Below are 15300 nucleotides of genomic sequence, written 5' to 3'. Positions count from 1 at the left end.
CTCAGTGTTCGCCTTCGCGGGCGAGCATTTCCTCTTCTTCCTCGTGGGAGTGAATCTGCAGGTTGACCTGGACGTCGGCGCGCTCGGCGGCTGCCTTCACCACACCGCGGATCGACGAGGCGCTGAAGCCGTTGCGTCCGATCAGGAGGGCGACGTCCGAGCGCTCCAGGACCAGCTTGAACCGGAGACGCTTGGGGCCGAGTTCGGCGACCTTCAACTGCGCCCGCTGGGGGTGCTCGATGAACTGGACGGCGATGTATTGGAGAAAGTTCCGGATCTGGTCCGTGACAACCTGCATGGATCGAACATGGACCCTCCCGGAGCGAGTAGCAACGGTGGAGGCGATTTGTCGGAAAAATGGGAACGCCCCTCGCGAACCGCCCCGATGAGGGGCCGATCGGAGGGGCGCTGCCGAAGGACGAAATCAGAGAATCTCGATCTTCTTCGGTTGGGCCGCTTCGACGAGCGGGACCGAAGCCCTGAGAATTCCCGCTTCGAGGGTCGCGCGGAGTCCGGATCCGTCAAGCGATTCGCCAAGCCGGAGCTTCAGGCGGTAGCCGTCGGGCGCGGGTTGTCCGTGGATCAGACGCCCGTCGTTTGCTGAACCCGGACGACGCGCTTCGAGCACCAGGTGGGAGCCTCGGACTTCGAGTTCCAGCGCCTCCTTGGTGACGCCCGGAAGGGTGACCTCAAGTTCGACGCCATGGTCGGTCCGGCGGGCATGCCACACGGGGGTGACGTAGGAGTTCGAGGACCCGTCGCGAGTCGCTACGGTGGTTTCGACGGTCGATGCCTCCGGTGCGGAAGCTTGGCAGCAAGTGGTTTCGTGATTCATGGATGATTCGGGGTTAGTGGATTTCGATGCGTTGGACCTCGGTCTTGGTCTCTGCCTTCGGGAGACGCAGGGAGAGGACGCCGAGGTCGAGTTTGGCGGTGATGTTCGCGGTATCGACCAGCTTGCCGACCGGCAGCTGGTAGGTGGCCGAGTCCTTCACCCTGAGTTGCAGTTTGCCTTCCTTCGCCTCGAGTTCGATGTCCTCGCGGGCGATGCCCGGAAGGTCGACCTCGAGGGTCCAGCCGTTGTCGTCCTCAAGGACGCGGAGGTCATTCGGCGCGCTTTCGAACCGACGGAAGGCCGAGTCGAAGAGACGTCCGAATTCGTTGAGCCATGGGCTTGTGTTGCGAAGATGTTGTGCAAGGATCATGGTAGTAGTGATGTTCGCCGAAAGGGATCGCAGTCGAGGTGCCAAGTGGGTTCCTGGGAGGAGAAGTGGCCTATTATCAGGGAGTTGGAAAAAGGCGGGCGAGCCAAACATATGCAACTAGATGAAACAAATTGTCGCAGTTGTGACAGGATGTCGGGTTGGAATGTCACGGGCCGGAATTTGGCATTTGGGCCGGGCTGGAGGATGGGCTAGGAAAGCGCATGATCGACATGCTGGTGCGGCTCTATGCGCTTCCGGAAAGCGCGGAGCTCTATGCGAACGTGGACGCTCAGGGGATCAACCTGCGGCGGGCGCGGGCTTTCGAGTTGCACACCGTCCGGGACTTCGTGCGGGAGCACTTTTCCGCCAAGTGGGTCAGTGAGGTGGAGGTAGCCATGACCCGCCAGCCGATTGCCTGCTTCATTGCCACGAAGGACAAGGAAGTGCTCGGCTTCGCGTGCTACGACACGACGATGCGCGGCTTCTTCGGGCCGACCGGAGTCAGCGAGGCTGCACGGGGTACGGGCATCGGCAAGGCGCTTCTGTTCAAGTCGCTTGAGGCGCTTCGCGAAACCGGCTATGCCTATGCGGTGATCGGTGGCGTCGGTCCCCGCGAGTTCTATGAGAAGGCATGTGGGGCGATCGAGATCCCCGGCAGCGACCCCGGGACTTACACCGACCTGCTACCCTGACGAGATGGGGGAGGGAACGATCCAGGATCCGGGTTACGTGCGCGATGCCTTCGCGCGGATTGCCGACCGATACGTGACGACGAATCACGTGTTGAGTCTCGGCACCGACATCCTGTGGCGGCGCAAGGTCGCCCGGATTGTCCGGGGCTGGAAACCTGACCGCGTTCTCGATGTCGCGACGGGCACCGGCGACCTCGCGCTTGAGATTCAGGATGCCTGCCCGACGGCGGAGGTGGTTGGCAGCGACTTCTGCGCGGAGATGCTCGAGCATGCCAAGGAGAGGGGGCTGGCAAAGACGCTGGTTGCCGATGCGTTGGCCCTGCCATTCGAGGATGCGTCATTTGATGTGGTCACCGTCGCCTTCGGGCTGCGCAATATGGCCGACTATGCCGCCGCGCTGCGGGAAATGGGGCGCGTCCTGCGGCCGGGCGGGCATCTGCTCGTTCTCGATTTCTCGCTTCCGGAAGGGCCGCTCCGGCGACCCTACCGCTGGTATCTTCACAAGGTGCTTCCGAAGCTCGCCGGCTGGCTGACTCGCCAAGCCGATGCCTATGAGTACCTCGCCGGATCGATCGAGGAGTTCCCGATGGCGGGCGAGATGTGCGGGCTGATCGAGACCTGCGGATATCAGGATGCCGAAGCGGTCCCGCTAACCTTCGGGGTGGCGAGCATTTATACGGCGGAGTCGATCGGGTAAGGGGCGATCTTGCAGGTGGGAAGATGCGCGATCGGAGTCGCGCGGTCCGGTGTGGGGTGGTTCGGCCGGCGGCTGACCGGGGGCGGTCAGGCCTACCTTTGGAGTGGGATCGCGTTCTATCCGAAAGGAAATGCAAGGTGCTGTTGGAGGGAGGCGTATGCCCCGGGATATGAGCACTGACGACAAGGCGGCGGTGGAGAAGCTCCACAAGGTTTACGGTTCGATGAAGGAGCAGGTCGGGCGGGTGATCGTCGGCCAGGAGGAGGTCGTCGAGCAGGCCCTGATGGCGATCTTCTGCAAGGGGCACGCGCTGCTGGTCGGCGTGCCGGGGCTGGCCAAGACCTTGCTCGTTTCCACGCTTTCGAAGGCGCTCGACCTGAGCTTCAAGCGGGTCCAGTTCACGCCGGACCTGATGCCGGCCGACATCACCGGCACCGACGTGCTCGAGGTCAATCCGGAGACCGGCCACCGCGGCTTCCGGTTCGTCCACGGCCCGATCTTCGCCAACCTGATCCTCGCCGACGAGATCAACCGGACGCCGCCCAAAACGCAGGCCGCCCTGCTTGAGGCGATGCAGGAACGGCACGTGACGGTGGGCGAGCATACGCTCGATCTTCCCAAGCCGTTCTTCGTGCTGGCGACCCAGAACCCGATCGAGCAGGAGGGCACCTACCCGCTGCCGGAAGCGCAGCTCGACCGGTTCCTTTTCAACATCGTGGTCGACTATCCGACCGACGAGGAGGAGCGCGAGATCATCCGCCGCGTGACCAGTCCCGGTGGCGAGGAACTCGGGCCGATGATGAATGCCGAGGAGATCGTCCACCTGCAGGAGGTCGTGAAACGGGTGCCGGTCGGCGACCACGTGATCGACTTCGCGGCCAAGCTGACCCGCGCGACACGGCCGAAGGAAGCTTCCGCTCCGGAGTTCGTGAAGGAGATGGTCGGCTGGGGTGCCGGACCGCGGGCGGGCATCAGCCTGATCTCCGCGGCCAAGGCCCACGCGGTGCTGCGCGGACGTTTCCATGCGACGACCGGGGATGTAGCGGCTGTGGCGAAACCGGTGCTGAGACACCGGGTGCTGACGACCTTCAACGCCGAGGCCGCGGGCGTGACCAGCGACCAGGTGGTCGAGCGGTTGCTCGAAACCCTTTCGCCGAAGGAAGAGATCGCGGTCTGACCGGAATCGACGCTCATGAGCGATCTGAAGTTGCCCGAGTGCATGCGCTTGCTGCCCGTCGAGACGATGGGCGTGATGCGCCGTCTCGAGTGGTATGCCCGGAAACGGAAGCAGGGAACCCTGACCGGACGGCACACGTCGCCCGACAAAGGGTTCTCGGTCGAGTTCGCCGAACACCGCGAGTATGCGCCGGGCGACGACCCGAAGAATCTCGACTGGCGGGTGATGGCGAAGAGCGATCGCAATGTCATCCGTCAGTACATCGAGGAGACCAACCTGCGGGCGATGCTGGCGGTCGATGTCTCCGGTTCGATGCGCTACACCGGAGACCATGCGGCCCAGTCGGGAGGTGTCGCGCTTTCGAAACTCGCCTACGCCAAACACCTCGCCGCGGCCCTGGCCTATCTCTTCGTCAAACAGGGCGACGCGGCGGGTCTGGTGACCTTTGACAAGGCGGTGAAAGGCTTCATCCGCGCGGGCAGCCGGCCAAGCCAGGTCCGGCGGATCCTCGAGGAACTTCACGAGGTGAAGGCGGGCGAGGACACCGACGTTGGCGAGGTCCTGCATGGGGTGGCGGAGCGGATCCCGCGACGTGGCCTCGTGATCCTGATCAGCGACCTGTTCGACGATCCGGACAAGATCATCGAGTCGCTTCACCACTTCGACTTCCGCCAGCACGAGCTCGTCATTTTCCACCTGATGGCGGAAGAGGAGCTGACCTTCCCGTTCCAGCGCTTCCAGAGGTTCCGGGACCTTGAAGGGATCGAGGAAATGCTGCGGATCGACCCGCGAGCGGTGCGGGCGGCTTATCTGGAGAAGATCCGGGATTTCGTGAAGCGGATCGATGCGGCCTGCGGGCGTCTGCGTGCCGATTATGTGGCGGTGAACACGAAGGTGCCCTTGAGGGACACGCTTCTCAGATACGTGGGAGGGCGGAAATAGATGCTGTTTCTGAACGCATGGTTGCTGGCCGGGTTGGCGGGGGTGGGGATTCCCATCCTGATCCACCTCGTGCGCAAGCAGGCGGCGAAGCCGATCGACTGGGGCGCGATGCGTTTCCTTTTCGACACGCTCGTCGTGCGGCGTCGCAAGATGGAGTGGGAGGACCTGCTCCTGATGGCGGCGCGTTGCCTGCTCCTCGCACTGGTCGCCCTTGCGGTGGCCCGGCCGTTCGTGCCGCCGGACTCGAGCGTGCCGTGGATGTTCGTCTTGCCGGCCAGCCTGCTCGGGATCGCGCTCTTCGGCGGCTCGTTCGTGCTCTCCAATGCCAAGTGGCGCTGGCTGATCCGCGGCGGGGCGATGCTGCTCTTGCTCGCGGTGGCGGGGATGATCTGGCTGGAAAAGCAGCTCAACCTGAAGCGCTTCGAGGCCAGCGGTCGGCGTGACGTGGCTTTGGTGATCGATGCTTCCGACTCGATGACGATTGCCGATGCAGGCGGCAGGACGATCTTCGAAAGGGCTGTGTCCGAAGCAAGGGATCTGGTCAATGAGGCGCCGAGAGGTACGGCGTTTACCGTGGTTCTCGGCGGGCCGGCGCCGCAGGCGGTGACCGCCGCGCCCCTGACCCATAGGGCCGATGTGCTCGGGGTGCTCGAGGGATTGAAGCCGGTTGGCGGAACCTTCCGCGCCCACGACGCGCTGGGGATGGCCACGGTTGCCCTCAACGAAGGGCTGAATGCCTCCAAGGAGATCATCGTTTTCACCGACGACCAACGCCACGGCTGGAGGCTGGACAATCCGGGCTCCTGGGACGGTCTCGGCGAGGCTTGGGAAGGCATGACGGCCAAGCCGAAGCTCCTGCTGCGGAGCTTCGGAGAGCCGGAGTTGTATCGCAACGTCGCGCTGGGGAATTTCGAGCTCTCGCGAACGGTGGTCGGCACCGATCGCGAGGTCGGCATCTTCGTGACAGTCACCAATGCCGGCGAGGAGCCCGTGACGCCTGGGCCGGTGGAACTGGAGATCGAAGGCAAGATCGCCGGAGAACAACCGGTCGGCCTGCTGGTTCCGGGGCAGAGCGAAACGGTCGGCTTCCGTCACAAGTTCGCGAAAGCCGGTCCGGCGATCATCCGGGCGCGGATCGCGGCGAAGGATGATCTTGGGGCTGATGACCGGCTTGAGCGGGTCGTGGCGGTACGCGAGCGGCTGCCGGTCCTGATTGTTGACGGCAATCCGACGGGCGGCTTCTTCGAGCGGGCGTCGGGCTACACCGCGCTCGCACTCGCTCCGGGGCAGGCACTCGCGGGCGGGAGTGGCGGCAAGTATCTGATGGATCCCGAGGTGATCTCGGCGGCGAGCCTGCGGGCGGACGATCTGGAAGGGCGCGACGTGGTCGTGCTGGCCGACGTGGCCCGCTTGCCCAAGCCGGTGGCGGAGCGCCTGGCGACGGAGGTCGCCAATGGAGCCGGGCTGGTGACGATCGCCGGTCCCCGTGCCGAGGGAGCGTTTTACAACACGTGGCGGGGTGCCGCCGGTCCGGTGATGCCGATGCCGGTGGGTGAGGAGTCGGTGGAGGTCGACGGCTTGCGGTTGGCGCCTTCGACCTATGTCCATGAGGCGCTCGAGATGTTCAAGGAGTCGGGCGATCTCGACGAGGCGTTGGTCCGCCGGTGGCGGAAGCTGGGCGACCCGGTCGATGGTGCCGCCCAAGGTGCTGCGTTCGCGAACGGCGACGCCTTTCTCGGTTCCCGTGTCTACGGCAAAGGTCGTAGCTTGATGGTTTCATGCGCCTTCGACGCCCGTGCCGGAAACCTGCCGGCCAAGCGGGCCTTCGTGCCGTTGGTTCACGAGCTGGTGACGTGGGCGGCGGGCGGCGGGATCTCGCTGAATCTCAAGTCGAACTGGAGCCCCAGCGTGGTCGTCGGGCAGGGTGGCGGCGGGCTTTCCGCTAGGTATTTCAGGAGGCGGGGCGACAAGGCGGTCCTCGAAAGGATCGATCCGGGGATCGACTTCCGCTGGATGAACGAGAAGGCCGGCAAGCAGTTGCCGCTCGATGACTTCCGGGTCGAGTGGGAGGCGACATTGGTGCCGCCGGTGAGCGGGACCTATGTGTTCGCCGTCGAGGTGGATGATGAGTTCGGTCTGAAGATCGGTGACGGTCCCCGGATGCGTGCCGGTGTGGGGAAGAACGAACTGGGGCGGGTGACGCTCGAGGCCGGTGTGCCGGTTGAGTTCAAGGCCGACTACCGTGAGGATTCCGGCGAGGCGTATGTGCGGCTTTTCTGGACGCCGCCCGGAAAGGCGGAGCAGATCGTGCCGGCCAATGTGTTCGTCCCGGTTCGGGATGCGACGGGCGAGATTCTGAAAGTGATCGACCCCGAGGGTCTTGCGCGGGAGGCGAAGGTTTCGGCAGGCCGCCGGGGCGAGGAACTGGCCATCGGTGGTCCGGCGGTGCCCGGGATCTACGAGGTGGAGGTTGGGGACATCGGTGCGACGTGGCTCAACGGTTGGAAAGGAGGAACGCTCCCGGTGGCGGTCGTCCGTGACGAGGTGGAGAGCCGGTTTGAGTCGATGGATAAGGATGATCTTGAGGTGATGCGTTCGAAGCTGGTCGTCGTCGAACCCCGATCGGTGGACGACATGCTGGGGGTGCTTCAGGGCAAGGGCTTCGGGCGGGAGATTTGGAAGGTTGTGGCGATCGCTGCCTTTGTCCTTTTCCTGCTCGAGAGCATGCTGTCGCGATGGGTTTCGAAGTCCCGCCGGATGGCGGAGGACGTGAGGGTTGAGTTTGGTGATCAGCCTGCTTGGGAAGGAGGCCGGCGATGAAGCGGGTCTTGCGTTTTCTTGCGGTTGCCGCGCTGGCGTGGGGTGTGCTGTTCGGAGCCAGCCAGTTTGTCCGGCTCGCGCCGGGTTGGCCGTTGCTCGCGGTCGCGCTGAGCATCGCGTTGGCGGTCGAACTGATCCTCGATCTCGGCCGCTACGAACGCGCCGCGGTTTCGCCCCAGCGGGCGCGCTGGATTACGGCCTTGCGGCTCGCCGCGCTCGGAGTGCTGGCGTGGATTCTCCTCGAGCCGACCTGGGTGCGCACCGTGACCCGCGAGAACGAGCGGGAACTCGTGGTGGTGTTCGATGATTCCGCATCAATGCACCTGAAAGACGACGGCGAGACCTTGAGCCGGATCGAGCAGGGTGAGCAGGCGGTCGCGGATGCCGAACTGGTCGAGCAGCTTTCCGAGCTGATGCGGGTCCGGACCGTGAGGGCGGCCCGGAGCGTTCGCGACGACTCCGAAGTCGATGCCGGCTGGAACCAGTCGACCGATTTGGCCGCGGCATTGAATACCGTGCTCGAACAAGTGCCGCCCGACGAACTTGCCGGTGTGGTGCTGGTCACCGACGGCCGCCACAACCGGCCGGCCCGGGTCGAGGAGGTCGCGCGTCGCTTCGGGATTCTTGATGCGCCCGTCGGAGTGCTCGCGACAGGCAGTCCGAAGCCTCCGAAAGACGCCGCGGTGCTTTCCGTTCGGGCGCCCGAGGCAGTCCATCTCGGTGACCGGATGCGGGTCACGGCCGAGCTGAAGTTTGACGGCTACAAGGGCAAGACCGCCAAGGTCCGGCTGCTGCGTGAGGGCCAGATGCTTGAGGAGCGCGACGTCAGAATTCCCCAGGAGAATCACCGGGAAGAGGTGCGCTTCGCCCAAATTCCGGAAGCGGGCGGTGTCGGCGATTTCCGGGTCGAGATCGAAGGGCTGGAAGGCGAGCGTTTCGACGACAACAACGGCTGGGATTTCGAGACCTCGATCACCGACGCGCGGACCAACGTGCTCGTCGTCGATGGCCATCCGCGTTGGGAATTCCGCTATCTCCGGAACCTGTTCTACGGCCGCGACAAGTCGGTGCACCTGCAGTGGGTGCTGACGCATCCGGACGGCATTCTCGGTGCGTCGAACGACAGCGTGGCGGCGTCCGCATCCCGGCCGTTCGGCGAAGCCCAGGCGACCGAGTTGCCGAAGAGCGCGGAGGAGTGGAAGAAGTTCGATGTGATCATCCTTGGCGACGTCTCCGACGAGGTGATCGATGACGACACGTGGAGGGTGATCCGGGACTGCGTGAACGAGCGGGCAGCGCTACTGGTGATGGTATCGGGGCCCGAGCACATGCCGCACGGAATCATCTCGGAGGTCGGAAGGGGGCTTGTGCCGGTGGACGTCGAGTGGGGCGCGCGAACCTACTTCAGCACCGGCGGCGAGCCGTTCCGGATCGGAATGACCGGTGCGGGGGTGCGACATCCGGTGACGCAGCAGGCCGATGGCGCGATCGGCAACGAGGCGCTGTGGGCCGGGTTCCCGGAAATGCGTTGGCGGCATCCGGTGCGTGGCGTGAAGGAAGGCGCGGAGGTTTTGTTGTATGCCGAAGAAGGCTCCTCGGACTCCGCAGCCGGCGAGGCCGGGCTATCGGCGCGGCTCGATGCTTTGGCGCGCCGACGTGAACGCGAGGCCGAGCAGGCATTGCTGGTCACCCGGCAGACCGGCAAGGGCAAGGTGGCCATGCTGCTGACCGACCGGACGTGGCGCCTGCGGGTGGGATCCGGCGACGTTTATCACCATCGGTTTTGGGGCAATCTGGTCCGCTGGGGCGCGGGGCCGACTTTGAGGTCCGGCGGCGCGCGGGTCCGGCTTGGCACCGACCAGCTCACCTATACCCCGGACGACAAAGTGAGGCTGACCGTGCGGCTGCGCGATGCCGATCTGAACCCGGTCTTCGAGGAGGATCTGGAAGCTGAGGTGCTGCGCGACGGCGAGCAAGTAGCGACCGTTCCCTTGCGGCCCGTCGAGGGCTCGAACGGGCTGCACGAGGCCGAGGCGGGTCCGTTTGACGAGTCCGGCAAATACGAAGTCCGGATCCGTGGTGGCCGGGCGGATGATCTGATGCGGGAGGATGAGGTCACGGAGTTCGGCGCCGGATTTCGGGTCGTCGGAGCCCGCGGGCCGGTGGAACTTGCCGACACCACCCTGAACCTGCCGCTCCTGCAGACGGTGGCCGACCTGTCGGGTGGCAAGGTTTGCGCGCTTGAGACCGCCAAGGAACTGCCGGCGCTTTTCCTCGGTGAAGCGGAGGAAAAGGAGGAAGTCCGCGAGACCTCGCTTTGGGACCACTGGGTCGTTCTTTCGCTGTTTGCGGGCCTGTTGACGGTCGAGTGGCTGCTCCGGCGAGGCGGCGGATTGCCCTGACGACCGAAACCGTAGACAATTTCTTTTGTTCCAATGCCAAATGAGGAGGAAGCCATGCGTAACACCGAAATGAGCGGATCGAGTCGTCAACGGATCGAAAGCCGCCTCGCGGGAGTGCGGGCGCGCATCCGGCGGGCCCAGCTGACCCGCGGGCTGCTGGTCGTCGGGTGTGTGCTTTTGGGCGGTCTGATCGTCGCGATGGCGATCGACCTGATTTTCGCCCCGTTGCCAATGGCGGCCCGTTGGTGCGTCTTCGGCGTCTGGGTTGTGGCCGTCCTGATCGCCGCCCAGCGGGGATTCTCGCCGCTGCTGAGGAAGATCGGCCTGGTCAAGATCGCGCGCTGGCTGGAAGGCCGTCATCCGGAGATCGAGGAACGCCTGAGCACGGCGCTCGAGCTCGCCGGTGACGGACGCGTCTCGCCGGAACTCATGGACGCCTTGCTTGAGGCGGCGGAGACCGACGCGGGAGCGGTGGATGCCGGTGCCGAGGTCGATGCGGTGAAGACGACCCGCAAGTGGCGGTGGCCGGTCGTGGCTTGCCTCGTTGTAATCATTGCGGCGTTGGTCCTGCGACCCGCCGAGACCATGCGTCTGATGGCGCGTGCGGTGGCTCCGTTCTCCGATGCCGGAACGGTCGGCGCGGCGAAGTTCGAAATGGCGCCGGGTGACATCGAGGTGATCGAGGGCGATCCCGTGGAGATTTCCGCGAAGTACGACGGTGATGGTAGCGAGGTCGAGCTGATGATGGAGCTTGAGCGGGGAGAACTGCTCACGCAGCCGATGGAGCCGGTGGACGGCGTATGGGTGTACCGGCTGGATCCTGCCCGCGAGTCATTCCGTTACCGGGCACGGTCGGGTAGGATCGAGAGCGATGCGTTCAACGTGACCGTATGGCCGCAGCCGCGCCTCGTGGATCCGGTCATCCGGCTCGAGTATCCGGAATACACGGGCTTGTTGCCCAAAGAGCGTCCGGTTGCGGGTTCGGTCGAAGCCGTGGTTGGCACGAAAGTCCGGGTGGTTGCCGGAACCAACACTCCGGTGGAGTCGGCATGGTTGGAGATCGATGGCGAGAAGAAGGTCGAAGGAGAGGTCGAGACGACCGCATCGACCGGGAGGGTGGCATTTGAATGGGATCTTGCCGCGAGCGACAGCGGGCAGGCGGCGATCTGGCTGCGGCACCGGCTGGGGCGCGAGGTCGGGGCTCTGGGTTTCGAGATCAAGGCGTTCGAGGATCTTGCCCCAGTGGTGAAAATCCTCAGTCCGACGCGACGGGAGCTGAAGGTGCGGCCCGACGAACGGATCGATTTCCGCTATGAGGTCACCGAGGACTTCGGGCTCGCGAGCGTGATGGTGGAGACGGAGGCCGGCCGCAAGGGCCGGATCGAATTGGCGCAGGAATTGCCGGAGCGGTTTGGTGCGCCGGAGACGATGCGTTTCCGCGGCAGCGCGAAGGTGTCGGTCGGCGAGCTTCGCTCGAAGCTCGACGACGCCCGTGAAATCCATGTGCGTGTCAAAGTGGCGGATGCCCGACCCGAGGAGCTGGGAGGTCCCGGCCGCGGTGAGTCGGAGTGGATCATTCTCCGGGTCAACGAACGTGCCGAGTCACTTGCGAGGCAGGAGCTCGATGCCGAGCATGAGGATGCCAAGAAGACGATCGAGGAGGCGATCAAGGCGACCCGCGAGGCACGCGAGCGGATGGATTGGAAGCGGGAAGAGTTGCTGAACAATGAGCAACGGCCGGATGTGGACAACATCCGTGAGCAGGTGGCCGAGCGTCTTGCGGAGGCGAAGGAGCAACTTGAGGAGCTGGCCGACCGGATGGAGGAAGGGATTCATGCCGCAAAGGCGGATGAAGTACGGGAAGCATCGGAGATGGTTGAGCAGGCGCAGGAGGATTTCGAGGAGGTCGCGTTGCAGGATGACCGCGAGGCGAGGCAGGAGAAACTCGATGCGGCGAAGGAAGAGGCCGAGGAGGCGATCAAGAAGATGGAGGAGGTCCGGGATGCGGTGGAGCAGGACAAGCCGAAGGTCGACGATCTCGCCAAGGTCGAGGAGCTCGCGCAGCAGCAGCAGGAGCTTGCCAGGCAGGCGGCGGAACAGGCCCAGAGTCCGGAGGCGGCTCCTTCCGAAGAGTGGCAGCGGGAGCAGGAACAGATGCAGGCGTCCTTGCAGCAGGAGGTTCAGCAGCGGCCCGAGGCGCTGAGTGAGGCGCTTGAAGCTCAGGCGGAGGCATCCGAGTCACTGGCCGATCAGGCACGCGATCAAGCGGCCGCCCAAGAGGAGCTCGAACAACTCGCGGAGGCGGCTGCCGAGGCTTTGAAACCCGATGCCGAAAGCTTGCGGGAGCAGTTGGCGCAGGCGCAGGCGGAGTTGGCGCAGGAGGCCAGCGAACAGGCGGCGGAGGCCGGTCAGGAGCAGAGTGCCGCAGCCGAGAATTTGCCGCAGGCGGCCGAGCAGGCTCAGGAAGCCGCCGAGGAAGTGGCGTCCAACGATCTGAAGGAGGCGGCGGAGTCCGGGAAGCAGGCGGCCGAGGAGATGAGACAGGCAGCGGAGGCCGCAGCTGAGGCGTCCTCGGAGCAAGGGGACATGTCGCAGGAGCAGGCCTCGAATGAGGGTGAGAGTGCGGGCGAGGAAGGCGCGCAGGAGCAGGCTTCGAATGAAGGTGAGACTGCCGGTGAAGAAGGCGCGCAGGAGCAGGCTTCAAATGAAGGTGAAAGTGCGGGCGAGGAGGGCGCGCAGGAGCAGGCTTCAAATGAAGGTGAAAGTGCGGGCGAGGAGGGCGCGCAGGAGCAGGCTTCGAATGAGGGTGAAAGTGCGGGCGAGGAAGGCTCGCAAGAGCAGGCTTCGAATGAAGGTGAGAGTGCGGGCGAGGAAGGCTCGCAAGAGCAGGCATCCAATGAAGGTGCGGATTCCGGCGCACCGGAGGAGGGCAGTGCCGCCGCCGAAGAGCAGGCGCGGGGTGAGGCCTTGGCGGAGATGGCCGAGCGTCAGGAGCATTTGGCGGAGGCGGCCGAAGCGCTCGCTGAGGGGAACCTGGAAGAAGCGGCCGAACATTTGCAGGCAGCCAATCCGGAGCCTGAGCAAAGTCCGCTGGCCGAAGCGGTTCGCGAGGCTTTGGCCAACGAGCAGGCTGCGATTGCCCACAAGGCCCGTGAGCAGGTGGCCGAGGCCCGTGAGGCGATGAGTGAGCTGGCGGATACCCTACCGGAGTCCGCAGCGGCCGCGCAGGAAGCGAGCGAGGCTCTTGCGGGTGAGGAGTCGATCGGCGAAGCGGCCGAGCAGGCGGCGGAGGCGGGCGAGTCCCTTCAGCAGGCAACCGCCGACGCGGCCCAGGCGGCTCTTGAGCAGGCGACATCGGAAGGAGTCGGCGAGGCGATGGAAGCTCTTCAACAAGTCGCCGAATTGGCCGAGCTCGCGGAGCGGCAGCAGCAGGTAGCGGAAGCGGCAGAGGCATTGGCCAATGGCGATGTCGGCGAAGCCTTGGAGCAGTTGCAGGAAATGGCGGCAGCGGAAGCGGCCGAGCTCGCGCAGGATATCGGCAGTCTTCCAGAGATGTCGGGCAGCCCGCTCGGTGAAGCCCAGCAGCAGTCGGAGCAAGCGAGCCAGGCGGCGCAGGCAGCCGCCCAGCAGGGTGCGGAAGGTCAGCAAGGCCAGGCTGCGGCCCAGCACGGTCAGGCGTCGGAGCAGATGGCGCAAACGGCCGAGGCACTCGATCAAGCTGCCGAGCAGTTGGCGCAACAGGCGTCGGAAGCAGCAGGGCAGCAGGGGAATCCGAATCAGGCGCCGATCGGCAGCGCAGAGATGGCCGAGGCGATGAGCCAAGCCTCGCAGGCGGCATCGAGTCCGAGCGCCGCACAGGCTGCCCAGCATGCCGCTCAGGCCGCGCAGGCCCTTTCCCAAGCGGCGCAGGCCGGTCGCTCGAGCATGCAGGGTCGGCCGCCCTCGCAACCGGGCCAGCCAGGGCAACCCGGACAGCCGGGTCAGGAGCCCGGTCAGGACCCGATGGAAGGACCGAGGCCGGAAGAAGCGGATCCCGGAGTGCCGCCGGAGTTGGCGAAGCTCGGGATCAGCGCCGAGGACTGGGAGAAGATCCAGGCCAGCCTGAAGTCCGATGTCGGCGTCGGTGGCGCGGCCGGTCTACCCGAGGACTACCGGTTGCTGGTGAAGGAGTACTTCGAAGGAATGACGAAATGAGTTTTGCGAAGCGGATGATCGGATGCGCAGCCGCGGTCGTGCTGGCCGGGGCGTCGTCGATGGCGCAGGGACCGGCTGACCCGGTCTTCGCCGAGTGGCAGGACCGCGTGGAACCCGCGATCGAGGATGCGCTTGAATTCCTTTCGCGGATGCAGCGTGAGGACGGATCGTTTCCGGAGAATTACGGCGATTCCACCGGAGTTCCGGCATTGGTCGGAATGGCGTACCTCTCGATGGGTCATCTGCCCACCGAAGGGCCGTACGCCGAGCCGTTGAACCGGTGCATCGACTTTGTGCTCGCGAACCAAACGCGGGAGGGGCTTTTCGAGAAGGGACACGCGGGAAGCGGCCCGATGTACGCGCACAACATCGCGACCCTGTTCCTTTCCGAAGTCAGCGGCATGGTGGATCCGGAGCGGCAGCGGAAGATCCAGAAGGCGCTGCCGGCAGCTCTGAAGCTGATCCTCCGGGCCCAGCAGGTCCCGAAGAACGAGAGGAACCAGGGCGGCTGGCGTTACCATCCGGGTTCCCGCGACAGCGATACCTCGTGCAGTGGCTGGGCGTTGATGGCTTTGCGTTCGGCCAAGCTGAATGGTGCGCCGGTGCCGGACAAGGCGATCGCGGATGCGGTGGCGTATCTCGAAAGGCATCAGGACGAACGGCAGGGATGCTTCGGCTATACCGGTCGCGAGGATCATGCCAAGACGCTGACCGGGATGGGGCTGCTGTGTCTGGAATTGTGCGGGCGTCACGGAACGCCGGAGACGCAGAAAGCGGCCGACTATGTTCTTCGTACTTTCCGGGGGTTGCCCGGAGGCCAGTTCGAGACCTACGGCATCTACTACAACGCCCAGGCGATGTTCCAGGTCGGCGGGCGGTATTGGGCGGAATTCGCGCCCTGGCTCTACGAAACCTATCTGCCGCAGCAGCGGGAAGACGGTGCGTGGGAGAGTCGCGAGGCCGGCAGGATCTACGGCACCTCGATGATGGTGCTCGCCTTCAGCGTGCCATGGCGCCAGCTGCCGATCTACCAGCGCGACGAGACGGTGGACGAGGAATGAGGCGGCGGACCGCGCGAGCCCACTCGCGCCCTGCTTCAGAGGACCGGGCTTGAATGATTGCGCGACTGGGGTCGCGCGGTCCACGGGCGTTGACCTTTCGACCTTTCGAT

Annotated in this window: 11 protein-coding genes; 8 read left to right on the top strand and 3 right to left on the bottom strand. The window is 65.1% G+C overall.

What is annotated here, in order from left to right; translation table 11 throughout:
* Window position 1: 1 nt before the first annotated feature.
* From HAHE_RS21050 to HAHE_RS21040, 3 genes are all read right to left on the bottom strand, one after another.
* Window positions 2-298 (bottom strand): KH domain-containing protein, encoded by a 297-nt coding sequence (locus HAHE_RS21050; RefSeq protein ID WP_338687280.1) that lies wholly within the window; start codon window positions 296-298, stop codon window positions 2-4.
* A 126-nt stretch (window positions 299-424) separates the two neighbouring features.
* A complete protein-coding gene (locus tag HAHE_RS21045) occupies window positions 425-835 on the bottom strand; it encodes an Hsp20/alpha crystallin family protein (protein WP_338687278.1) in 411 nt (136 codons plus the stop codon).
* A gap of 13 nt (window positions 836-848) precedes the next feature.
* Window positions 849-1205 carry an Hsp20/alpha crystallin family protein gene (locus HAHE_RS21040; RefSeq protein ID WP_338687276.1) on the bottom strand — a complete coding sequence of 119 codons (357 nt, stop codon included), beginning with the start codon at window positions 1203-1205 and terminating at the stop codon, window positions 849-851.
* Window positions 1206-1426: 221 nt separating this feature from the next.
* On the opposite strand from HAHE_RS21040, the gene HAHE_RS21035 reads away from it, so the two are divergent.
* The 8 genes from HAHE_RS21035 to HAHE_RS21000 all read left to right on the top strand — a co-directional run bounded on the left by HAHE_RS21035 (window position 1427) and on the right by HAHE_RS21000 (window position 15190).
* Complete coding sequence (locus HAHE_RS21035; protein ID WP_338687274.1) at window positions 1427-1897, top strand: GNAT family N-acetyltransferase; 471 nt, start codon at window positions 1427-1429, stop codon at window positions 1895-1897.
* Between the two features lie 4 nt (window positions 1898-1901).
* Window positions 1902-2594, top strand: coding sequence for a ubiquinone/menaquinone biosynthesis methyltransferase (locus HAHE_RS21030; RefSeq protein ID WP_338687272.1), 693 nt, complete (start codon window positions 1902-1904; stop codon window positions 2592-2594).
* A gap of 130 nt (window positions 2595-2724) precedes the next feature.
* A complete protein-coding gene (locus tag HAHE_RS21025) occupies window positions 2725-3771 on the top strand; it encodes an AAA family ATPase (protein ID WP_425510996.1) in 1047 nt (348 codons plus the stop codon).
* Between the two features lie 15 nt (window positions 3772-3786).
* On the top strand, window positions 3787-4713 hold the full coding sequence (locus HAHE_RS21020) for a DUF58 domain-containing protein (protein ID WP_338687268.1): 927 nt from the start codon (window positions 3787-3789) through the stop codon (window positions 4711-4713).
* Window positions 4714-7533, top strand: a complete 2820-nt coding sequence (locus tag HAHE_RS21015) for a PA14 domain-containing protein (protein WP_338687266.1) — start codon at window positions 4714-4716, stop codon at window positions 7531-7533.
* The gene (locus tag HAHE_RS21010) at window positions 7530-9935 is read left to right on the top strand and encodes a hypothetical protein (RefSeq protein ID WP_338687264.1); all 2406 of its coding nucleotides are present in this window, start codon (window positions 7530-7532) and stop codon (window positions 9933-9935) included. Before HAHE_RS21015 ends, HAHE_RS21010 begins: the two co-directional genes overlap by 4 nt.
* Window positions 9936-9989: 54 nt before the next feature.
* On the top strand, window positions 9990-14129 hold the full coding sequence (locus HAHE_RS21005; RefSeq protein WP_338687262.1) for a hypothetical protein: 4140 nt from the start codon (window positions 9990-9992) through the stop codon (window positions 14127-14129).
* Window positions 14126-15190, top strand: coding sequence for a prenyltransferase/squalene oxidase repeat-containing protein (locus HAHE_RS21000; protein ID WP_338687260.1), 1065 nt, complete (start codon window positions 14126-14128; stop codon window positions 15188-15190). Before HAHE_RS21005 ends, HAHE_RS21000 begins: the two co-directional genes overlap by 4 nt.
* Window positions 15191-15300 lie beyond the last annotated feature (110 nt).

Origin of the sequence: Haloferula helveola (genome assembly GCF_037076345.1) — a bacterium.
Lineage (GTDB): Bacteria > Verrucomicrobiota > Verrucomicrobiia > Verrucomicrobiales > Akkermansiaceae > Haloferula > Haloferula helveola.
Note: the sequence above shows the minus strand (reverse complement) of the source record. Positions and strands in the feature narration are given on the sequence as shown.

Coding starts and splice junctions, on each gene's coding strand:
- HAHE_RS21050 (WP_338687280.1), bottom strand. CDS start 298: ATGCAGGTTGTCACGGACCAGATCCGGAACTTTCTCCAATACATCGCC.
- HAHE_RS21045 (WP_338687278.1), bottom strand. CDS start 835: ATGAATCACGAAACCACTTGCTGCCAAGCTTCCGCACCGGAGGCATCG.
- HAHE_RS21040 (WP_338687276.1), bottom strand. CDS start 1,205: ATGATCCTTGCACAACATCTTCGCAACACAAGCCCATGGCTCAACGAA.
- HAHE_RS21035 (WP_338687274.1), top strand. CDS start 1,427: ATGATCGACATGCTGGTGCGGCTCTATGCGCTTCCGGAAAGCGCGGAG.
- HAHE_RS21030 (WP_338687272.1), top strand. CDS start 1,902: ATGGGGGAGGGAACGATCCAGGATCCGGGTTACGTGCGCGATGCCTTC.
- HAHE_RS21025 (WP_425510996.1), top strand. CDS start 2,725: ATGCAAGGTGCTGTTGGAGGGAGGCGTATGCCCCGGGATATGAGCACT.
- HAHE_RS21020 (WP_338687268.1), top strand. CDS start 3,787: ATGAGCGATCTGAAGTTGCCCGAGTGCATGCGCTTGCTGCCCGTCGAG.
- HAHE_RS21015 (WP_338687266.1), top strand. CDS start 4,714: ATGCTGTTTCTGAACGCATGGTTGCTGGCCGGGTTGGCGGGGGTGGGG.
- HAHE_RS21010 (WP_338687264.1), top strand. CDS start 7,530: ATGAAGCGGGTCTTGCGTTTTCTTGCGGTTGCCGCGCTGGCGTGGGGT.
- HAHE_RS21005 (WP_338687262.1), top strand. CDS start 9,990: ATGCGTAACACCGAAATGAGCGGATCGAGTCGTCAACGGATCGAAAGC.
- HAHE_RS21000 (WP_338687260.1), top strand. CDS start 14,126: ATGAGTTTTGCGAAGCGGATGATCGGATGCGCAGCCGCGGTCGTGCTG.